Source organism: Segatella oulorum F0390 (assembly GCF_000224615.1).
In the GTDB taxonomy this organism is placed as follows: Bacteria; Bacteroidota; Bacteroidia; order Bacteroidales; family Bacteroidaceae; genus Prevotella; species Prevotella oulorum.
The window spans coordinates 434,771-457,032 of sequence record NZ_JH114215.1 but is presented as its reverse complement, the minus strand read 5'-3'; the positions used below and the strand labels follow the sequence as shown (position 1 = coordinate 457,032).

Sequence of the window (22,262 nt, the reverse complement as noted above, 5' to 3'; positions counted from 1 at the left end):
TTTATGGTAGAAAGTAGTACTAACGGTGCCCGGCGCCGAAAGGGAACACAACAGATAGACACCACCTATGGGCATTTGCAGCCACAAGCCACCGACATCGAGCGGGCTGTGATTGGCGCGCTGATGATTGATAAAGATGCTTTTTCGGTGGTTTCGGAAGTGATTTGTCCCGAGACTTTTTATGAGCCTCGAAATCAAAAGATTTATCAAGCGATTCAGAATTTGAACATGACTGAGCGTCCCGTTGACATCATGACGGTGACAGAGGAGCTGAAACGCAATGGCACTTTCGAAGAGGTGGGCGGCTTGCCCTATTTGATGGAGATTAGCGACCGTGTGGCATCGTCGGCCAATGTCGATTATCATGCGCATGTCTTGGCACAAAAGTTTTTGGCGCGGCAGTTAATTCAATTTGCCAGTAGGGTAGAGGAGAAGGCGTTTGACGACACGGTTGATGTAGATTTGTTGATGCAGGAGGCCGAGGGTTCGCTCTTCGAGATTTCGCAGCGCAACATGAAGCAAGATTACACCCAGATAGACCCTGTGGTGAAAGAGGCCATCGATATCTTGCAAAGAGCTTCGGCCAACAAAGATGGTTTAACGGGTATTGCGACAGGCTACACAAAATTAGACGAAATAACGAGTGGCTGGCAGAAGAGCGATTTGGTGATTATTGCCGGTCGGCCGGCCATGGGTAAAACCTCATTCGCTTTGAGTTTGGCCAAAAATATTGCGGTTGATTACCAAGTGCCCATTGCTTTTTTCTCGCTCGAAATGAACAATGTGCAGTTGGTAAACCGTTTGATTTCCAACACGTGTGAAGTGGCAGGTAGCAAGATTTTGAGTGGACAACTCACGCCCGATGAATGGGAACGTTTAGACAAGAATTTGAGAAAGCTCACCGGGGCGCCTATTTATGTGGACGACACCGCCAGTCTCTCGGTTTTTGAACTGCGCACGAAAGCGCGCCGACTGGTGCGCGAGAAAGGTGTGAAGCTGATTATGATTGACTATTTGCAGCTCATGAATGCCAACGGAATGAAGTTTGGCAGTCGTCAGGAAGAGGTGTCAACCATTTCGCGTTCGCTCAAAGGATTGGCTAAAGAATTGGACATTCCCATTTTGGCCTTGTCGCAATTAAGCCGTAATGTGGAAGGTCGTGAAGGCTTGGAGGGCAAGCGTCCCGTGTTGAGTGATTTGCGTGAGTCGGGTGCCATTGAGCAAGATGCCGATATGGTGCTCTTTGTGCATCGTCCCGAATATTATCATATTTACGAAGACGAACATAAAAATGACTTGCGCGGCATGGCACAAATCATCATTGCCAAGCACAGAAAGGGTGCGACGGGCGACGTGTTGCTCACGTTTAAAGGTGAGTTTACCAGTTTTCGCAATCCCGAAGAGTCTTATCATTCGATGCACGATGGCGGCGAAATCGTTGGCTCACGAATGAATGGCGGTGAGAGTAATCCGCCGGAGAGCTATCCATTAAGTGACGCTCCATTCCAAGAAACACGTGGCGATGTGCCCTTCTAACGCCGCGCATGGAATAGTATAAAAGGATTTTGGTGTTTGCCGATGGTTGAGCAAGCACCATTTTTCTTTGGAAGCGGCTTGCTAACAAATTAGCAAACGCAAAAAAATGATTTTTGGCCTTGCTAAAAACTTAGCAGGGCAAAAAAAACGATTTTGAGGCTTGCTAAAAACTTAGCAGCGCAAAAAAAACGATTTTGGGCCTTGCTAAAAACTTAGCAGGGCAAAAAAACGATTTTGAGGCTTGCTAACAACTTAGCAGGGCAAAAAAATGATTTTGAGGCTTGCTAACAACTTAGCAGGGCAAAAAAATAATTTTGAGGCTTGCTAACAACTTAGCAGCCGCAAAAAAACGATTTTGAGGCTTGCTAAAAACTTAGCAGGGCAAAAAAAATGATTTTGAGGCTTGCTAACAACTTAGCAGCCGTAAAAAAATAATTTTGAGGCCTTGTGTAGCATCGTAATGGCTCTATTCGCCTTTAAATTGGGCGTTTTGTTTTCGCATTTCAGTGAAATTTGCTATTTTTGTCTCGCTAATTACAAAATCATTATTGCATTGGCACGTGCTATTCCTTTACATCCTGACATTTGTTGCAGCTTGAACAATAGGCTGTTGCTTATGCTTACCGGCTTGAGCCTGCTCTTGCTGTTGGGAGGTTGTGCGTCGGCTCCGAAGCAAAGGATTGATGCGCTCAATGGCAAGTCTTATGCTTTTCACTACCGCAATTTAGACTCGGCCAAACATTATGCGGAGCAAGCGTTGGCTTTGAGCCGGCACGATGACGAGGGGCAAGCTGAAGCACTCAATAATTTAGCTTTCGTAGCCACGATGCGCATGAATTATCAGACGGCCTATGCGCTGTTGCACAAGGTGAAGAAGATAACAGACAATCAAATAGAATTGTTTGTGAGTGACGTGCAAGCCATGCGCCTTTGTCAGCGCCAATCGCGCAACAAATCGTTCTACACGTATCGGGAATTGGCATTGCGCCGTTTGCGTCGCATTCGTGAAGAGTGGAAATACCTGACCTCGTCGCAACGACGTCGGTTTACTTATGCCGAAACGGAATTTGACATCATCACCTCCACCTATTATTATTATGTGGGCTTGAAGCGGCAATCCATCGAGGCGCTGAAGCAGATTGACCCCTATGGAGCCATTCAACAAGACACGGCACAGCTGCTTTCCTATTATTATAACTTGGGTACGGGAAGCATCATCGATAAAGGGAGCAGCCAAGAGATTGCACAAAAAGAGTTCGATTATTTGATGCGCTGCTACGAATTGGCACGCCACAACGGTTATGTGTTTTGGGAAGCCAATGCCATGCAAGCCATCAGCGAGCTTTTAATCGACCCTTCCGATCGCAAATTCCTTATTCGCAACAACATTCCTTTCATTCAGCACCTCAACGTCGACAACCTGCCCGACTCGCTTTTGGCAGGCAACTTGGCGCAACGTTCACTCAACATGTTTCGGCAGTTTGGCGATGTCTATCAAATAGCCGGTTCCTATCGCACCTTGGCACAATGCTATTGGCAACTTGGCGATTATAAATCGGCGCGAATGTGCTTAGACAATGCTTTGAGCGACACCATTATTAATCGTGCGCCCGACTTGGTTTCTTCTATCCGCGAGCAAATGTCATTGGTCTTTGCGGCCATTGACGACAAGGCACAAAGCGATTATAACCGAAATGTTTATTTAGATTTGCAAGAGCAAACCCGACAAGACAAGCAGCTCGAGGCACGTGCCGACCAGCTCAACAAATCGGCGGCTCAGCTCAACGGCATGCTCATTGCCGTGGCCACCATGATTGTTGTGGTGGTGGTTTTATTGGTCATATTCGACCAAATGCGTCGCCGTCGTGACAAACAATTTTCGGTAGAGCAATTGCTTGCGCCTTTAGAGCAATGGCAAGTGGAGGAAGAAGAGCGGCTGGCGCAAATCGATGAGGCTTTGCAAGCTGTGGAAGACCAATGCCACGTGGCCGAGCTTCATTTGTCGGACAATTTGCGTCGCAACATTGAGCAGCGTGCTAAGGTGGCTTTGGTGAACGTCATCACTCCGCTTATTGATCGCATTTTGCACGAGATTGATGTGTTGAATCATCGACATGAGTCCCCGGCAGAGCGTGCCGCACGTTATACTTATATTGGCGAGTTGGCCGGCAAGATTAATGAATATAATAATGCGCTGACGCAGTGGATTCAGTTGAAGCAAGGGCAACTCAATCTCAACATCGAGCGCTTTGCTTTGCAAGATTTGTTTGCCATTGTTGAAAAAAGCAGCTTTAGTTTCAAAAACAAAGGCATTCAGCTGATAGTAGAGCCTTCGAAAGCCGTTGTAAAAGCCGATCGGGCGCTCACACTCTTTATGCTCAACACGCTGGCCGACAATGCACGTAAATATACGCCTTCGGGCGGGCATGTGTGGATTGCGAGCCAAGTGCTCGAAGCAGAAGGTGCTGTTGAAATTGCAATTCGGGACGATGGCGAAGGCATGTCGCCCGCACAAGTGGCTCATTTGTTCGAGCATAAAGTGATTGTAGACGAATGTTTGCAAGGACAGGAGCAGATGGAGACTGAAAAATCCCATGGCTTCGGTTTGATGAATTGCAAAGGCATTATCGAGAAATATCGCAAAGTGAGCAAGATTTTCTCGGTGTGCTCGCTCACAGTAGAGAGCCAACTTGGCAAAGGAAGCTGCTTCAAGTTTAGACTGCCTCAGGGCATGCAGCGTGTGTTATTGCTGTTGGGTGTTCTGCTGAGTTCCGTTTCTTCGTGGGCTGCACCCCACTATTTGCTCAAGCAAGCAGCCAGCTTTGCCGATAGCGCTTACTTCTCTAATCTCCGCAGAGACTACACCATAACATTGGCTTACGCCGACAGTTGTCGTCAATGCCTGAACCGCTATTACCGCCTTGCTCATCCCAAGGCTGTCGACACGTTGCGTTATGTCGGCACGGAAGTGGTGCCAGCCGAGATCAATTGGTTTCGTCAGCAAGTGAAAATGGATTATAACATCATTTTGGACATGCGCAACGAGACGGCCGTTGCCGATTTGGCTTTGCACCAATGGGCAGCCTATCATTATAACAACAGAGCCTATACGCAGTTGTTCAAGGAGACTTCGGCCGACAACTCTTTAGACGAATACGTGCACGTGATGCAACAATCGGAAAATAGCAAAAATGTGGCGGTTGTGCTACTCATTATGCTGTTGATTTCAATCTTCCCAGCCTATTATTTCTTGTATTATCGCTACCAGCTTTATTATCGTTTGGCTGTGGAACGTGTGGGGAAAATCAATGCAGTGCTGTCGGCCGATTTGCCGATTGAAGAGAAGTTGCGTGCCATTGACAGACTTTGGAACAAGGGCAATTTCTTATTGAAAACGCCCGACCCACGACTCAATGAGGTGGTTGATCGCATTCGAGTTGCCTTGAAGAGCAGCATGGCTTCGGGGCAGCAAAAGCGCATTGCTTTGGAGCTGGCACACGATGAGCTCCACCGCATTGAATATGAAAGTCAGCAGCTGCACGTGAGCAACAATGTGCTCGATAATTGCCTTTCGACACTGAAGCATGAAACCATGTATTATCCGTCGCGCATTAAGCAATTGGTAGATGCCGAAGAGAAAAATTTAGCCTCTATCAGCGAAGTGGCTCGCTACTACAAGCAGCTCTATGCTGTTTTGAGCCGGCAAGCCATGTTGCAGATCGAGAAAAATCTCAAGGTGACACCCGAACTGATAAAATACTTATTGCTGTTGCTGAAGAAAATCAGCCACGAAACCGATATGCATTGCCGCATGGTGGACAAAGATCCCAGCTACATTGTGGTTGAGGCAGAACTACCCACGCTACAACTGTCGGCCGATGAGCGTGCATTGCTCTTCACGCCATCGTCGGTCAATATTGAATACATGGTGTGTCGGCAAATAGTGCGTGAGATAGGCGATGCCACAAATTTGCGTGCTTGTGGCATTCAGGCGCGCCAACGAGTCGGCGGTGGGACACTTGTCGAAATCACTTTACCTCGCAGAATTAAAAAATTAATTGAAATATGAATCCATTCAAAGTAATTATTGTTGAAGATGTGCCACTCGAGCTGAAAGGCACAGAAGGAATACTTAGAAATGACATTCCCGAGGCGCAGATCATTGGGACTGCCGATAACGAAGCAGCTTATTGGAAATGCCTGAAACAAGAGGTGCCCGACTTAGTGCTGCTTGATTTAGGCTTGGGTGGCAGCACCACCATTGGCGTTGAGTTATGCCGGCACACTAAAGAGATGCATCCTCATGTGAAAGTGCTTATCTTCACGGGTGAAATTCTCAACGAGAAGCTGTGGGTCGATGCACTTGATGCAGGCTGCGACGGTATTATTCTCAAGAGTGGCGAAATGCTCACCCGTAGCGATGTTGCCAGTGTCATGGATGGCAAGCGCTTGGTGTTCAATCAGCCCATTTTAGAGAAGATCGTGGCGCGTTTTAAAACAGGAGTTACCAATCAACTCATGCAGCAGGAGGCTTTGGTGAATTATGAAATCGACGAATACGATGAGCGCTTCTTGCGCCATTTGGCCTTGGGCTATACCAAAGAGCAAATCACCAATCTGCGTGGTATGCCCTTTGGCGTGAAGAGTTTAGAGAAAAGGCAAAACGAATTGGTGCAGAAGTTATTTCATGAGAGTAGCAGCGGTACAGGAATCAATGCCACGCGCTTGGTGGTGCGTGCCATTGAACTGCGCATTTTAGACATTGATAATCTGCATGCCGATGAAGAGTAGGAGAGGGCAGCGCCTCTTTGCCGTGATAATGTTGCTGTTGCTCGTAGCACAAGGGCTGGTTATTTTGGGTTCATGGCTCATCACGGCCATCCTGCCCAGCTTGCAGTTGCACTCCCTACTGAGCAGCGAAGGCATCCGTTGGTTCTTTGGCCAATTCTCCTATAATCTCGCTTCGCCTATCATGGTGTGGATGCTGGTGGCCACAATGGGGTATGGCTGCATCACCACGAGCGGATTGCTGCACTTAAAACGTCCTTTAGACTTCAGACAGCGGTTGGCCTTGCGCTTCGTTGTTTCCGAATTGGTTGTACTCATCGCCGTGCTTGTGTTGCTCACATTGCTGCCCCATGCCGTGTTGCTCAACATTGACGGCCATTTGTTTCCCAGCAGTTTCTCAGATAGTATTATTCCCTATCTGTCCTTTTCGGCTTGCATCATGGGCGTAAGCTATGCGTTTTTGTCGGGGCACATCACTTCACTTGTGCAAACCTTTTCCATGCTCTGTTCGAAGTTCGACACCTTGTCGCCCCTATTTGTGCTCTACATTGCAGCGGCTCAACTCTTTTGTTCGATCCGTTTTGTCCTCACTATAGGCGCACAATAGCTCGCAGAGTCCGATATTCCGTACTTTGCGTCGTAAAATAGATATAATTTTGAACGCAAATGACCCTATTATTGGTAAGAAAAAGGGCATGCAAGAAGTTTATAAAAAACATTTCGCTGCAATAGGGTGACTACCTTTAAAAGAAAAAGCGTAACTTTGTGTGCACGAAAAGGATAATTTTTTATGGATGAAACAATCGATATAAAAGGGGCTCGTGTAAATAACCTCAAAAATATTTCACTCAGTATTCCTCGCAATCAACTCATTACGATTACCGGTGTGTCGGGTTCGGGCAAATCGTCTTTGGCTTTCGACACGCTTTATGCCGAGGGACAGCGTCGCTATGTGGAAAGCCTGTCGGCTTATGCACGCCAATTCTTGGGGCGCATGAGTAAACCGGAGTGTGATTTTATTCAAGGACTTCCACCAGCTATTGCCATTGAGCAGAAAGTTATTTCGCGCAATCCACGTTCAACAGTGGGTACAAGTACAGAAATCTACGAATACCTTCGTTTGCTCTATGCACGTATCGGCCACACCATTTCTCCTATCAGTGGTGAGGAGGTAAAACGTCACACGCCCGAAGATGTAGTTAACCAAATGTTAGAATACGCCGACGGCACGGCCATTCTCATTTTAGCGCCCTTGCATCTTGGCGACAATCGTACGCTTGAAAAACAGCTTGAAATGTATATGCAAGAAGGTTATGCGCGAGTTTTCATCAACCAAGAAGTTGTGCGTATCGAGGATGTTTTAGATAATGCACAACTGCTTCAGCAGCCTGTTGGAGATTTTTTCTTGGTTATTTCACGCATACGTGTTGATCATACTAAAGATACCCGCACGCGCATGACAGACGCTGCAGAAACGGCTTTTTATGAGGGTGATGGAAATCTTCGTCTCAGCATTCAGCCAAGTAATATTGCCTTTGACTTCTCTACGCGGTTTGAAGCTGATGGAATAACGTTTGAAGAGCCCAACGACAACATGTTTTCATTTAATTCTCCTTTAGGTGCCTGCCCCACCTGTGAAGGTTTTGGAACCGTAATTGGTATTGATGAAAAGTTAGTCATTCCCAATACTTCCTTGAGTGTTTATGAAGGTTGCGTACAATGCTGGCATGGTGAGCGCATGGGGATGTGGCAAAGCGAATTTATTCGTCGAGCTGCCCAAGACGATTTCCCTATCTTCGAACCCTATTACAAGTTGGATAAGAAGTATAAACAAATGCTTTGGCATGGTCTTGATAGCGAAAAAGACATGGATATTCATGAGAAGATTTGTATTGATGCGTTCTTTCAAATGGTAAAAGAAAACCAGTACAAAATTCAATATCGGGTGATGCTGAGTCGCTATCGCGGAAAAACAATTTGTCCGGATTGCCAAGGTATGCGACTAAAGAAAGAAGCTACTTGGGTGAAGGTAAATGGAAAAAGTATCACTGAATTGGTCGAGATGCCTGTAGGATTGTTGAAAGATTGGTTCTGCAATTTAAATCTTTCGCCGCAAGAGGCCGATATATCCAAACGCTTAGTCACCGAAATTCAAAATCGCTTAAACTATTTGGTTGAAGTGGGACTGAGCTACCTCACACTCAATCGTCCTTCCAACACGCTCAGTGGCGGCGAGAGTCAGCGTATCAACCTCACAACCTCGCTCGGTTCATCGCTTGTCGGTTCACTTTATATCTTGGACGAACCCAGTATTGGCTTGCACAGCCGAGACACCGATAGGCTCATTCATGTGCTCAGAGAGCTGCAGGAAGTTGGCAACACTGTGATTGTGGTTGAGCATGATGAAGAGATCATGCGTGCAGCCGATTATCTCATTGATGTCGGCCCTGGTGCAGGCAACTTAGGAGGAAATATTGTTTTTCAAGGTAGCACGAACCTGCTTTCGCAAAAACCAGCAGCAGAACTCACTGCAGAATATCCCCAATCCTATACCATTAAGTATCTCACCCATACCGAGACCATCGCTGTTCCCAACTCTCGGCGCACTTGGAATCAATCCATTATGCTGAAAGGTGCACGCATGAATAATCTGAAAGGTGTTGATGCAACCATTCCGCTGAATGTGTTTACATGTGTTACAGGGGTTTCGGGCTCAGGAAAATCATCCCTCATCAAAGGAATTCTCTACCCAGCTCTCAAACGACAACTTGACGAAGTTGCTGATGCGCCTGGAGAATTCACAGCTTTAGAGGGAGATGTAAAGGCAATCAGGCACATTGAATTTGTCGACCAAAACCCCATCGGAAAGAGCACACGCTCCAATCCTGCTACTTACGTAAAAGCCTACGAAGCTATTCGTCAATTATTTGCCGAACAACCATTAGCAAAGCAAATGGGCTTCACTCCACAATATTTCTCATTCAATACTGATGGCGGACGATGCGAGGAATGCAAGGGCGCTGGTGTCATCAATGTAGAGATGCAATTCATGGCCGACCTTGTGTTGGAGTGTGAATCGTGCCATGGACAACGTTTCAAGCGTGACATCTTAGAGGTTAAATTCCACGACAAGAATATCAACGATGTGCTGAACATGACCGTCTCCGAGGCCATTAGCTTCTTCGACGCACACAAACAAAAGACGATTGTTAACCGTTTGCGTCCCTTGGAAGATGTCGGCTTGGGCTATATCAAGTTGGGACAGAACTCGAGTACGCTGTCGGGCGGTGAAAACCAACGCGTGAAGTTAGCTTTTTTCATTGGACAAGAAAAGCAAGACCCCACGCTCTTCATCTTTGATGAACCCACGACGGGACTCCATTTCCATGACATTCAACGTCTGCTAACGGCATTCAATGCACTTATTGAGCGTGGGCACACGATTCTTGTCATTGAGCATAATTTGGATGTCATCAAGTGTGCCGATTATGTAATTGACCTCGGACCTGATGGCGGAGATAAAGGTGGTGAACTGGTTTTCCAAGGAACACCAGAGGCCATGATGGGATGCAAACGCAGCATCACTGCAAAATATTTGAAAGATAAACTATAAACACGCATAATCGGATGCAGAAAGCGCTTAGCATACTCATTCCCTGTTACAACACCTATTGTGTGGAATTGGTGCGCCAACTTGCCGAACAATGCGAAAACATTGAAGGCTTGCACTATGAGATTATCGTTGCCGACGATGGCAGTTGCGACGAACATATCCGCATGCGCAATAAAGAAATCTTAGAACTTGACTATGTGGTTTATCTCATGCGCAAGGAGAATGTCGGTAGGGCACGCATCCGAAACTTTCTTGCTCAGCAGGCGCAATATCCTACACTGTTGTTTATTGATGCCAACATGGTCGTCCCACGTGCTGATTATATTTTGAACTACATGCAGCTTAGCGACTCTACGCGTGTGGCCTATGGCGGTTACCTTTTAGCGCAGGGGGATGAAAGAAATTTAAGATATTGCTATGAGCGCGCGGCAAGTGCAAAAAATCAGCTGAAGGAACGCGTCAAGCAGCCCTACCGCAAGCTGCGCACTTCTAATCTTTTTATTCTACGTGAGGTGGTGCAGCAATGTCCTTTCGATGAGAACCTGCATCAATATGGCTATGAGGACATGCTCTTGGGAGTACAACTACAAAAGGCCAATATTCCTATCGTGCACATTGAAAATCCCGTCCTTTTCTATCGTTATGAAAGCAATGCGCAATTTGTGCGGAAGACCGAGGAAAGCTTGCGAAATCTTTTCTTGTTGCGTCAACGCATAGGTGATTTCTCGCAGTTGCTCAACACTGCGAAAACGATGCGGGCGTGGCACGTTGATTGGATTTATCTTAATTATTGGCGCCGAAAGCAACAGGCATGGAAAGCTCAGCTGTGCAGCAAGGCTCCCAATCTGAATGTTTTCAAGAGCTATAAATTAGGCTATCTCATTTCACTCTTTGCGGCAACCGATTCAAATCAACCAACCAACGGTTGTCATGCTGTTTAAGGGCAATGGCATAAACAGCTTTCTCAACCTGATGCGCCACCGTGCCAAGCGTGTCCATCGCCAAGAAACTGGAGACTTCCACCTTGGCGTTCATCTGTTGTTCGTTCTCACCATATTGCAGCGACACCACTTCGCATTTTGCTGCCGATGTCATAGTACGCAGCGCTTCAACATCTTCTTCGTGCACTTGCGATGCGGCATATTCCAACCAGCGTTTCGAGTCGGCCGTCACATAAGGCACACACGCCTCGTACTGCCAGTTGAAATAATGTAGTGCAAAAGAATCGACACACGCATCAGCCGCGCCTTCATCTGTGAAATGCTGGCATGAGGAGGTTGAAAACCATAAGCATGCAGAGGCGAAATAAAAAATAAATTTATGCACAAACAACAAATTAAATTGAATGAAATAAAGCTCGTTATCGGCGCAAAGTTAGTGAAATTCCTTGGTTTACTCGGCTTTTCTTAATAATTTTGCCGCAAAGAAACAGGAAAAATGCTGAAGTTTATTTCATTTGGTAGTGGAAGCAGTGGTAATTGCTACTACCTTTATACAGAACAGGATGGTTTGCTTATCGACGCTGGAGTTGGCATTAGAACGCTGAAAAAACACGTTAAAAACTACGGACTTTCTTTAGACAAAGTGCATCATTTGCTCGTCACCCACGACCATGCCGACCACATCAAATCGGCCGGCTATCTTAGTCTCGAGCCGGGAATAAACGTATATGCAACCCATAAAGTGCATCAAGGCATAGAGCGCAACTATTGTGTGCGGAAGAAAGTTGTCCCCGAACACATGAAAATCATCGAGACGAATGCCACTTTCAACATTGGCGACTTCAGCATCACGCCCTTCCATGTGCCTCACGATAGCGCCGACAACGTGGGTTATAAAATTGTTTACCACGGCATCACGTTCGTGCTCATAACCGATGCCGGTCAGGTCACACCCGATATGCAGCGGCACATCAGCGAAGCCAACTATCTTGTGATAGAGGCCAATTATGACGAGGCCATGCTCCAGCAAGGCCCCTATCCGCAACATCTGAAAGCACGAATTTCGAGTCCCAATGGTCATCTCAGCAACCGCGCTTGTGGCGAGGCGCTCGCTCAGTTTGCCACACCAGCGTTGAAGGCGGTTTGGCTCTGCCATTTGAGCGAAGAGAACAATCACCCGGTGTTGGCACAAAAAACCATTGAAGATATTCTCAAGAGCCATGGTATCATCGCCGGGGTAGACTTTGCTTTAGAGGTGTTGAAGCGGAAAGTGCCCAGCGGATACAAAGAACTCGTTTAGATTTTTGGCGGACAACGCCACCGCCAGTGTTTCTAATCCGCTTCAGAGCAGAACCACGTTAGATACAGTGTTTCTAATCCGTTTCAGCGAAAAAACACGTTAGTTACCGCTTCACTAATCTGTTTCAGCGAAAAAACACGTTAGTTACTGCTTCACTAATCTGTTTCAGCGAAAAAATGCGTTAGATACAGTGTATCTAATCCGTTTCAGCGAAAAAACACGTTAGATACAGTGTATCTAATCCGTTTCAGCGGAAAAACACGTTAGTTACTGCTTCACTAATCTGTTTCAGCGAAAAAATTCGTTAGTCCCCGGGGGGCTAATCTGTTTTCAAGAAAAAATACGTTAGTCCCCGGGGGACTAATTATTTTTTTAACAAAAGCACGTTAGCCCCCGGGGGATTTTTCAATTTCATTAACGTAAAGGCGTTAGTCCCCTGGGGACTAATCTATTTCAAAGAAAAAACACGTTAGTTCCCGGGGATCTAATCTTTCCGGTTCGTTTTTAGGTGCAACCGCCTTGGTAGTCTGATGATATAGCGCAAAGAAAACAATAATATGCATCACTTTTTGGGATGAAGTGATGCATATTGCAATGAAATTACCAAGACTTTTCTTTGCCGTCCACCCGATTTTAAAATGGGGCGAAAGCGGAAGTCTGCATGGGAGAGCGTGCTTCAATAAAGCGCCAAGAATGGATTTTATTTCGCAATCTTCTTTACACGACGCTCATGGCGCCCGCCTTCAAAGGTGGCACTAAAGAAGCTGTCTAAAATTTCGGCAGCTGTTCGGTTGTCGATAAATCGTCCCGGCAACACGATTGCATTGGCATCATTGTGCTGACGCGTGAGCTGCGCGATGTCTTTGTTCCACGCCAATCCGGCCCTCACACCTTGATGCTTGTTAAGCGTGATAGCCATCCCTTCGCCACTGCCACAAATGGCAATGCCGGGATAAACTTCGCCGTCCTCAATGGCCTGGGCCAAGGGGTGGGCAAAATCGGGATAATCAACACTCTCATCGCTAAACGTACCGAAATCTTTGAAGGCATAACCTTTCGTTTTAAGATATTCAACTACGAATTGCTTCAAAGGAAAGCCGGCGTGATCGCAAGCTATTCCAACCGTTTTAACTTCCATAGGCTTGTATATTTAAAGGTGAAAGGGATAGCCAGAGACGGCCATCCCTTGTTAATTTTTATCGATTTAAAAATGCTTTTACTTCTTTGTAAATATGCTCGGCTGTATAGCCTAATTTCTCGTCTAACACCTTGTAGGGTGCCGAGAAGCCAAAGGACGACATGCCATAAATGGCGCTCTTGGGGCCTATGCCAACCAGACCTTCTAATGTAACCGGTAGGCCGGCCGTTAACCCAAATTTCTTTACGTCGGCAGGGAGCACGACTTCCTGATAGGCTTGGGGCTGTCTGCGGAACAATCCCTCGGAAGGAGCACTCACCACGCGCACATGCACGCCATCGTGGCGCAACATTTCGCTCGTAGCTACCAATGTCGATACTTCAGAACCGTTGGCCACTAAGATAATATCGGGTTGCGCATCCGATCCGCTCACAATATAAGCGCCTTTCGCAACATCCGCATAAGGATTATCTGCTGGCAGCATGTCCACATTTTGTCGCGAGAGAATAAGCGCTGTCGGTGTGTCTACATTTGCCATAGCCAGTTTCCAGCATTCGGCCGTCTCGTAGACATCCGCGGGACGGAACACCCGCACACTATCGTAGCCTGCATGGTTTTTTAGCTTCTCCATCAACCTTATCTGAGCTTCTTGTTCAATGGGTTGGTGGGTTGGGCCATCTTCTCCAACTCGGAAAGCATCATGACTCCAAATAAACTTCACCGGTGTCTGCATCAAGGCTGCTAACCGAATGGCGGGCTTCATGTAATCAGAGAAAACGAAGAATGTTCCCATGGCCGCCACCACACCGCCATGAAGCATCATGCCAATGCACATATCGGCCATGGTCAGCTCGGCCACACCGGCCTGAAAGAATGCGCCGCTGAAATCGCCACGCACCAACTCTTTTGTTTTCTTTAAAAAGCCGTCGGTCTTGTCAGAATTGCTCAAATCGGCCGATGCACAAATCATATTGGGCACTTGCTCCGCTAAAATTCCTAAGCATGCGGCACTGGCCACACGTGTGGCAGCACCTTCTTGCAACGTAAGCCCGCTCCAATCAACCTTTGGAGCGCGGCCACTAAACCATTCGTCCATCTGCTGTGCCAAATCAGGATTGGCTTCGCGCCATGCACGTTCAGCAGTCCGACGCTCTGCAACCAATTGATTTAATTGCTCTTTTCGCTGTGCATAAAGCTGTGCCACATTATCGAAAATCTCAAAAGGTTGGTCAATATTCCCTCCTAAATGCTTTATGGTGTTGACATAGGCATCTCCACCAAGTGGCGCACCATGCGTTTTCACGCTGTGCTCATAGCTGCTTCCATCTTCTTTCAATGCACCTTTTGCCATGATTGTTTTACCGATTATCAACGTCGGGCGTTGTGGTTCGGCAATGGCTTCATCAAGTGCATGGCGAATTTCGTCTACGTTGTGCCCGTCAATCGTAACCACTTTCCACCCCCATGCTCTATACTTCATGGCTGTATCTTCGGTACTGACCAAATCGCATTGTGTGGAAAGCTGTACATTGTTGGCATCATAAAACATAATCAAGTTGTTCAAACCCAAATTACCTGCAATACGCCCGACGCCCTGAGAGATCTCTTCTTGAACGGCACCGTCGCTGATATAAGCATAAATTTTATGCTGCATCATTACCGAACCTAACCGCGCCTCAAGGAACTTCTCGGCTACGGCGGCTCCGGCAGCTAACGCATGTCCCTGCCCTAATGGGCCAGAGGTGTTTTCAATGCCACGTAAAACATCAACTTCGGGATGTCCAGGTGTAACAGACCCCCATTGCCGAAAGGCTTGAAGCTCGCCCAAAGAAAAATAACCGCGCAAGGCCAATGCTGCATAAAGCATCGGACTCATGTGACCCGGATCTAAGAAAAATCTATCACGCCCAGTCCATGCGGGGTCTTGAGGGTCATAAACTAAATATTCAGAAAAAAGGACATTGATAAAATCTGCGCCACCCATCGCACCACCAGGATGTCCGGAATGCGCCTTTTCTACCATTGCTACAGCAAGAATACGAATATTGTCTGCTGCGTGATTCATTACGTTAATGTTGTTCATTGCTCTATTATTGGTGCACAAATATACCATTTTTCATTTAGATAGCCAACCGCTATTGCATGTTTTTTGCTTTTCTTGCTCTGATTTCCTGTTTATTTTAAGTTCTTTGAATGATAATCTTTGAAATACAAAAAATCCTCCATGACTGATTTTGCCATAGAGGATTATTTTTATGTATGTGATACATTATCGAATTCTGTCTGCCGCACGAACTAATTTTTCATCTGCTAAAATGGCGTGGCGTGCTAAAACATAGAGCAATAAAGATGTCAATGGAAAGAAAGCTGTGAAACGAATTTCCAATGTTGTATCTTGACGTTCAATGCTAAAGAATAAGAAATAAATTGCAACGACATGCCACAACACCAATAAAATAACGTTTATCAAGCACAACTTTGCTTGAAATTTACGCGCTTTGAATGCGGATATTGCCCACACATTGAGTGGCAGTGTGAGCAAAAGCAACACAAATAGTGGAACAGTCTTAAAGTTGGGAATTCCACGCCCCAAACGTTCACACAGATTGGTTACCAACGTATCCATGTGCAAATCGTTGCCAACAAATGTTGCCAAAGGAAAGGAAAGGCAGACAAATGTTAGAACTAATGCAATAAGCAGATATAAAGTTTGCTTGCGCTGTATCATTAACCCTCTTGATTGTAATTGTCACGTGTGGGGTCACGCCAATAAACACTTCCCTCTATAAACTCTTCTGTGGCCAAAAGTGTTGGTTTGGGGAGCTTTTCGTAGTAGCGCGAAATCTCTATTTGCTCACGATTTTCGAAAACCTCTTCTAAGGTGTCATTATATGAAGCAAACTCTGACAGCTTTTTATTTAAGTCTTGTTTAATCTCTACTGAAATTTGATTTGCCCGCTTAGCAATTATAGCAACACTTTCATAGATGTTTCCTGTTTCCCGACTTAAGTCCATAATGTTGCGTGTCACTGTATTCACAGGCGCTTTTGATTTCTTATAGTCCATATTATTTATATGATTTTATAATTGATTTTCGTTAGAATGACGCATTGTAAACCGCTTGCATCTTGCGATATATTTCTCTGCCGTAGCCTTTTCTTTTGAATCAGGATATTGATTGATAAAGCCATAACATTCATCTTCCGCATCTTGATAACGCTCTAACTTCTTTGCTTCAACACTCTGTTCAGCCAACTCGAACTTGCTCTTCATAATCAGTACAGAGAAGTCTTCACGCAAATTAGAGTATGGATAATCTTTCAATGCATTCTGGCTGGTAACAATACAAGCCTCATAGTTATTTCCCCCTTCTGTGCAATTACCAAAATACGTTCCAAGATTAAAATATAACTTTGCAGAATAAAGCTCTTTCAAAACCAACTTATCCTGCAATTCGAAAAGTCGCTTCTGTGCTTCATCCTTCAATTTCCCATCAGGATAGAGATCCAAATAGGTCTGGAATGCAGCTATTGCAGTAACAGTCATCGATTGGTCTAAACGTGGCTCAGGCGTTCCCATATACAGACTTTGCCCCTCATAATAATGTGCCATTTCTGCCAAATAACCTTTGGGATATGACTGGTAATAACGCTTAAAAGCTTGCGCTGCACCCTCATAATCCATGCTGTTATATTCGGCCATGGCCAACATGTAGAGGCTTTCCTGCGCATTATCGGTGCCTTTTTCTATATTGATGAGTCCTGTCAACAAAGTAATTGCCTGTGCGAACTTCCCTTCCGCATAGCACTCTTTGGCATACTCATATTTATATTGAGTATTCTCTGTTTTATAGACCTTTGTAAACTCTTGTGCACAACCCGCAAACAAGATTGCCATGCAGCACAAAAGTATTCCGTTCTTTCTCATATTGGATAATTTAGCGCAAAGGTAGCTACTTTTTCATAATCTACAAAGTAACGAAAACACTTTTTAGTACTTTCGCTATGCGACCATGCTTTTTATGCCGCCTCCGCAAGCTATTTCTTAAAAAAAAGGTAACTTTGCGGCTTGTAATAAGGATACACAAATGAAATTTGAACTTACTTCACCCTATAAGCCTACGGGAGATCAACCGCAGGCTATACAACAGTTAGTCGATGGAATTAACGACGGGACAACTGCGCAAGTGCTGCTTGGTGTTACGGGTTCGGGCAAAACCTATACTATGGCCAACGTCATTGCACAAGCCAATAAGCCCACACTTATCTTGAGCCACAACAAGACATTGGCTGCGCAGCTCTATGAAGAGATGAGAGGCTTTTTTCCACACAACGCTGTGGAATATTATGTATCCTATTATGATTATTATCAACCCGAAGCCTATCTTCCCACGACCGACGTCTATATTGAAAAAGATTTAGCTATCAACGACGAAATCGACAAGTTGCGATTGCGTGCCGTCTCTGCGCTACTTTCAGGGCGGAAAGATGTTGTTATTGTTTCGTCCGTTTCGTGCATCTATGGCATGGGGGCGCCCATTGCAATGGAAGAAAACATCATTCGCATTCAAAAGGGAAAGCAAATAGAGATGAGCGAGTTTCTACGTCGATTGGTGAGTGCGCAATACGTGAGAAACGACATTACTCCCGGACGAGGCATGTTTCGCGTGAAAGGCGATACGGTCGATATTTTCACCACCTACAGCGACAATGTGTTGCGACTCACATGGTGGGACGATGAGCTCGACAGCATTGAGGAAGTAGAAGCCGACACGTTTCATCGCATCGACAGTTTCAATCAATATGAAATCTACCCTGCTACCTTGTTTGTTACCACACCCGAACAAACCACGTATGCCATTCGCGCCATACAAGATGATTTGGCCGAGCGCATTGCCTATTTCGAATCGATTGGCGACAAAGTCAAGGCGCAGCGCATCAAAGAGCGCGTGGAATATGACATGGAGATGATTAAAGAGCTCGGCCACTGCAGCGGTATCGAAAACTATTCACGCTATTTCGACGGACGCCAGGCTGGTGATCGCCCCTACTGTCTGCTCGATTTTTTCCCAAAAGACTATCTCATGATCGTTGACGAAAGCCACGTGAGCGTTCCACAAATAGGCGCCATGTATGGTGGAGACCGCTCGCGCAAGCAAAACTTAGTGGAATATGGGTTCCGACTGCCTGCTGCATTTGACAACCGCCCACTGAAGTTCGATGAGTTCCACAGTCTCATTCACCAAATCATCTACGTCAGTGCCACACCCGCCAACTACGAAATCGAAGAGGCCGAAGGCGTAGTCGTAGAGCAAATCATCCGTCCGACGGGGCTGTTAGATCCCGAAATCGAAGTGCGCCCATCTGAAAACCAAATCGACGATCTCATGGCCGAAATACTCCATCGCATCGACCTGCAAGAGCGCGTGTTGGTGACTACACTCACAAAACGAATGGCTGAAGAGTTGACCGAGTTCCTCTTAAACCACGACATCAAAACCAACTACATCCACAGCGACGTGGCCACGTTAGACCGTGTGAAAATCATGAACGATCTGCGTACCGGTGTCTACGATGTCTTAGTGGGTGTTAATCTGTTGCGCGAGGGGCTCGATCTGCCCGAGGTGTCGTTGGTGGCCATTTTGGATGCCGACAAAGAAGGATTTCTGCGCAACCATCGCAGCTTGACACAAACGGCCGGGCGGGCGGCACGCAACGTACATGGCAAGGTCATTATGTATGCCGACAGTATCACCGAGAGCATGCAACGCACCATCGATGAAACGGCACGCCGCCGTAGCATCCAGATGCAATACAACGAAACCCACCACATCGTGCCCCAACCCATTGAAAAGAAAATTGGCTCGTCGCTGATGGAGCAAACTACCGGCAATGACGATACACGGCAGAAAAAGGAAGCCCCTGACACAAAATATGCACTGTTCACCCCCGTGGGCGAAGCCTTTGTGGCCGACCCCATCAGCCGCAGCATGAGCAAAGAAGCGCTCAAAAAGAGCATTGCCAACACCACAGCGCTAATGAAGCAGGCTGCCAAGGAACTCGATTTCTTGCAAGCCGCACAATATCGTGACGAAATCGTCAGGCTCGAAGCCTTGCTCAGCGAAAAATAAGTTTGCAAGGAAATCGGATATCTTGATTGCACTTTTTTGATGGAATGTGCCGGATTTCCAAATAAAAATAGTAGCTTTGCAACGCTTTAAAACGAGGAAAGGTGCTCGAGTGGTTGAAGAGGCACGCCTGGAAAGCGTGTAAACGCCTAAAGCGTTTCGTAGGTTCGAATCCTATCCTTTCCGCATAAAAAGGACATTGGGTTGGCTGATTGCGCCGAATGTCCTTTTATTTTTAGGGCTATTTTTCCAACACACTTCAAAATGGTGACCATTTTGGGGTATTCTGCCGTGAAAGTCCGCATCCGTTGACTTTTTTGGGGTATTCTGCCGTGAAAGTCCGCATCCGTTGACTTTTTTGGGGTATTCAGCCGTGAAAGTCCGCATCTGCTCACCGTTTTGGGGTATTCTGCCGTGAAAGTCCGCATCCGCTCACCGTTTTGGGGTATTCAGCCGTGAAAGTCCGCATCCGTTGACTTTTTTGAGGTATTCAGCCGTGAAAGTTCGCATCCGTTGACTTTTTTGGGGTATTCAGCCATGAAAGTCCGCATCCGTTGACTTTTTTGGGGTATTCGGTTGTGACAGTTTCAAAACCAGATTCTTTTGTATTTTCACACCAAAAAGCCAGCATAGGGACTCTGTGCTGGCTTTCTATCTGCTTCTTATCTGTATTTTTAATCGAAGTTCTTATCATCTAAGTATTCGAAACCGCAATAGGGCACTAAAACTTTTGGAACGCGGATGCCATGGGGCGTCTGATTGTTCTCTATGATGGCTGCAACGATGCGGGGTAGGGCGAGGGCAGAACCGTTAAGTGTATGACACAACTCTATCTTCTTATCTTCCTGTTTGCGATAGCGGCATTTCAGGCGGTTGGCCTGATAGCTTTCGAAATTGGATACCGAGGAAACCTCCAACCAGCGCTTTTGAGCGGCACTCCATACCTCAAAGTCATAGCAAATAGAAGATGTGAAGCTCATATCGCCACCGCACAATTTAAGAATGTGATAGGGAAGTTCTAACTTCTTTACTAAACCCTCTACATGTTGAAGCATTTCGTTGAGCGACTCATAAGAGTGCTCGGGCTTGTCGATTCTTACGATTTCGACCTTATCGAATTGATGCAAGCGATTTAAACCTCGCACATCTTTCCCGTAAGACCCGGCTTCTCTACGGAAGCATGCTGAATAAGCGCATCGCTTGATAGGGAGCTCTTTCTCGTCAAGAATAACATCTCTGAAGATGTTGGTCACAGGTACTTCTGCTGTGGGGATGAGGAAGAGATTGTCTAAGTTGGCATGATACATCTGACCTTCCTTATCGGGCAACTGCCCCGTGCCGTAGCCTGAATCTTCGTTGACAACGTAAGGTGGCTGCACTTCTAAATAGCCCGCCTTGCGCGCTTCGTCTAAAAAGAAAGCTTCGAGTGCCCGTTGGAACCGCGCCATCTTACCTAAATAAATAGGGAAGCCTGCACCTGTGATTTTTACTCCCAAATCAAAGTCAACTAAGTTGTACTTTTTCAGCAAATCCCAATGGCACAAAGCTTCATCGCCAAGGTCGGGCTTCGTGCCGCCTTCTTTCACAACAACATTGTCGTTAGCATCTTTACCTTCGGGCACTTCGTCATTAGGAATATTTGGAATAGAAAGCAGCACCTCAGTCATGTCCTTTTGTGCTTTCTCCATAACCTCATTTAAAGCCTTGTCTGCAGCCTTTAGTTCAGCCACTTGGTCTTTTATTTTTTCGGCTTCTGCTTTGTTTCCATCTTTCATCAAGCCACCAATCTGCTTGGAAAGCTGATTTTGTTGTTGTTTGTTAGCATCAAGCTTCTGTTGTGCTTTACGGCGTATCTCGTTATATTCGAGTACTTTTTCAACAGCCTCACGTGCCCCTTGAAAATGTTTTTTCTCGAGTCCTTTAACAACGCGTTCTGTTTCTTCGCTAATCAATTTGAGTGTAAGCATTGATTTCTTTCTTGTTTGATGATTTTATTGATGCACAAAGTTACTATTTTTTTTGAAGTGGAAAATATTATTTTGCGCTTTCCTTAACCACATAAAGGGGAGCTATCCTAAATGATAAAAAATCCAATTGCACTATGCAATTGGATTTTATGGTTTGTTTGGAATAAATCTTTTTCTTTATTTATGCTTCGCTTTTTGTTTTAGCTGCGTAAACTTCGGGTGAGAGAACTGATACCGTACTCTTATTGAATTTACCTTTGTGGAAATAAACTACACCATCCGTCAAAGCGTATAATGTATCATCTTTTCCTTGAGCTACATTTTCACCTGCGAAGTGCTTGTTACCACGTTGGCGAACGATGATATTGCCAGCAATAATCTTTTGGCCACCCCAAATCTTTACGCCTAATCTTTGTGAAGCTGACTCGCGTCCGTTCTTAGAACTACCTACACCTTTTTTATGTGCCATTTCTTGTTCCTCCTTCGTTTTAAGCGTTAATTGATTTAATTGTAACCTCTGTGAATTGTGCACGATGACCATTCTTTACGCGATAGTCCTTGCGACGCTTCATCTTGAAAACGATGACTTTGTCACCTTTTACAAGAGGGTTAACAATCTCTACTACTACTTTCGCACCACTTACCGTAGGTGCACCGACTTTTACTGCGCCATTGTTGTCAATGAGCAATACTTTGTCAAATTCAACAGTCTTTCCTGCTTCTGCATCTTTAATGTGATGTACGAAAAGCTTTTTGCCTTCTTCTGCTTTAAACTGTTGACCGTTAATTTCTACAATTGCGTACATATTTTATTGTTAAACGGGTTTCCTCCGATAGGCGATTGGCATTTAC

The 22,262-nt window shown here is 45.8% G+C and carries 17 protein-coding genes and 1 tRNA gene; 9 read left to right on the top strand and 9 right to left on the bottom strand.

Translation table 11 applies throughout. From position 1 onward, the window contains the following. Window positions 1-3: 3 nt before the first annotated feature. The 6 genes from dnaB (at window position 4) to HMPREF9431_RS01925 (ending at window position 10,878) form a co-directional block, all read left to right on the top strand. Window positions 4-1,536 (top strand): replicative DNA helicase, encoded by a 1,533-nt coding sequence (gene dnaB / locus HMPREF9431_RS01950; protein WP_004379390.1) that lies wholly within the window; start codon window positions 4-6, stop codon window positions 1,534-1,536. Between the two features lie 616 nt (window positions 1,537-2,152). Beyond that, on the top strand, window positions 2,153-5,605 hold the full coding sequence (locus HMPREF9431_RS01945; protein WP_040561038.1) for a sensor histidine kinase: 3,453 nt from the start codon (window positions 2,153-2,155) through the stop codon (window positions 5,603-5,605). Further along, a complete protein-coding gene (locus HMPREF9431_RS01940) occupies window positions 5,602-6,327 on the top strand; it encodes a DUF5932 domain-containing protein (RefSeq protein WP_004379388.1) in 726 nt (241 codons plus the stop codon). The genes HMPREF9431_RS01945 and HMPREF9431_RS01940 overlap by 4 nt, the downstream gene beginning before the upstream one ends. After that, complete coding sequence (locus HMPREF9431_RS01935) at window positions 6,317-6,931, top strand: AbgT family transporter (RefSeq protein ID WP_004379387.1); 615 nt, start codon at window positions 6,317-6,319, stop codon at window positions 6,929-6,931. Before HMPREF9431_RS01940 ends, HMPREF9431_RS01935 begins: the two co-directional genes overlap by 11 nt. 183 nt (window positions 6,932-7,114) lie before the next feature. Beyond that, window positions 7,115-9,937: an excinuclease ABC subunit UvrA gene (gene uvrA, locus HMPREF9431_RS01930; RefSeq protein ID WP_004379386.1), complete on the top strand. Its 2,823-nt coding sequence runs from the start codon at window positions 7,115-7,117 to the stop codon at window positions 9,935-9,937. A 14-nt stretch (window positions 9,938-9,951) separates the two neighbouring features. Further along, a complete protein-coding gene (locus HMPREF9431_RS01925) occupies window positions 9,952-10,878 on the top strand; it encodes a glycosyltransferase family 2 protein (RefSeq protein WP_004379385.1) in 927 nt (308 codons plus the stop codon). Here the strand turns inward: HMPREF9431_RS01925 and HMPREF9431_RS01920 are convergent. After that, window positions 10,817-11,263 carry a hypothetical protein gene (locus HMPREF9431_RS01920; RefSeq protein WP_155812913.1) on the bottom strand — a complete coding sequence of 149 codons (447 nt, stop codon included), beginning with the start codon at window positions 11,261-11,263 and terminating at the stop codon, window positions 10,817-10,819. The two genes, HMPREF9431_RS01925 and HMPREF9431_RS01920, sit on opposite strands and share 62 nt — an antisense overlap. Before the next feature lie 111 nt (window positions 11,264-11,374). Here HMPREF9431_RS01920 and HMPREF9431_RS01915 point away from each other — a divergent pair, with 111 nt between their 5' ends. After that, the gene (locus HMPREF9431_RS01915; RefSeq protein ID WP_004379383.1) at window positions 11,375-12,178 is read left to right on the top strand and encodes an MBL fold metallo-hydrolase; all 804 of its coding nucleotides are present in this window, start codon (window positions 11,375-11,377) and stop codon (window positions 12,176-12,178) included. Between the two features lie 700 nt (window positions 12,179-12,878). Here the strand turns inward: HMPREF9431_RS01915 and rpiB are convergent. From rpiB to HMPREF9431_RS01890, 5 genes are all read right to left on the bottom strand, one after another. Then, complete coding sequence (rpiB, locus tag HMPREF9431_RS01910; protein ID WP_004379382.1) at window positions 12,879-13,316, bottom strand: ribose 5-phosphate isomerase B; 438 nt, start codon at window positions 13,314-13,316, stop codon at window positions 12,879-12,881. 58 nt (window positions 13,317-13,374) lie between these two features. Further along, a complete protein-coding gene (locus HMPREF9431_RS01905) occupies window positions 13,375-15,399 on the bottom strand; it encodes a transketolase family protein (RefSeq protein ID WP_040560686.1) in 2,025 nt (674 codons plus the stop codon). Between the two features lie 186 nt (window positions 15,400-15,585). Further along, a complete protein-coding gene (locus tag HMPREF9431_RS01900) occupies window positions 15,586-16,044 on the bottom strand; it encodes a DUF4293 domain-containing protein (RefSeq protein WP_004379380.1) in 459 nt (152 codons plus the stop codon). Then, window positions 16,044-16,382 (bottom strand): DNA-directed RNA polymerase subunit omega, encoded by a 339-nt coding sequence (locus tag HMPREF9431_RS01895; protein ID WP_004379379.1) that lies wholly within the window; start codon window positions 16,380-16,382, stop codon window positions 16,044-16,046. The genes HMPREF9431_RS01900 and HMPREF9431_RS01895 overlap by 1 nt, the downstream gene beginning before the upstream one ends. 15 nt (window positions 16,383-16,397) lie before the next feature. Then, complete coding sequence (locus HMPREF9431_RS01890) at window positions 16,398-17,243, bottom strand: outer membrane protein assembly factor BamD (protein ID WP_004379378.1); 846 nt, start codon at window positions 17,241-17,243, stop codon at window positions 16,398-16,400. Between the two features lie 160 nt (window positions 17,244-17,403). Here HMPREF9431_RS01890 and uvrB point away from each other — a divergent pair, with 160 nt between their 5' ends. After that, window positions 17,404-19,446 (top strand): excinuclease ABC subunit UvrB, encoded by a 2,043-nt coding sequence (gene uvrB, locus HMPREF9431_RS01885; RefSeq protein ID WP_004379377.1) that lies wholly within the window; start codon window positions 17,404-17,406, stop codon window positions 19,444-19,446. A gap of 95 nt (window positions 19,447-19,541) precedes the next feature. Further along, window positions 19,542-19,629: transfer RNA gene (locus tag HMPREF9431_RS01880), tRNA-Ser, on the top strand. 488 nt (window positions 19,630-20,117) lie between these two features. On the opposite strand, the gene serS is transcribed toward HMPREF9431_RS01880, so the two are convergent. From serS to rplU, 3 genes are all read right to left on the bottom strand, one after another. Next, the gene (gene serS / locus HMPREF9431_RS01870; RefSeq protein ID WP_004379376.1) at window positions 20,118-21,410 is read right to left on the bottom strand and encodes a serine--tRNA ligase; all 1,293 of its coding nucleotides are present in this window, start codon (window positions 21,408-21,410) and stop codon (window positions 20,118-20,120) included. 181 nt (window positions 21,411-21,591) lie between these two features. Then, window positions 21,592-21,879, bottom strand: coding sequence for a 50S ribosomal protein L27 (rpmA, locus tag HMPREF9431_RS01865; RefSeq protein WP_025070053.1), 288 nt, complete (start codon window positions 21,877-21,879; stop codon window positions 21,592-21,594). 19 nt (window positions 21,880-21,898) lie between these two features. Beyond that, window positions 21,899-22,216, bottom strand: coding sequence for a 50S ribosomal protein L21 (rplU, locus tag HMPREF9431_RS01860; protein WP_004379374.1), 318 nt, complete (start codon window positions 22,214-22,216; stop codon window positions 21,899-21,901). Window positions 22,217-22,262 lie beyond the last annotated feature (46 nt).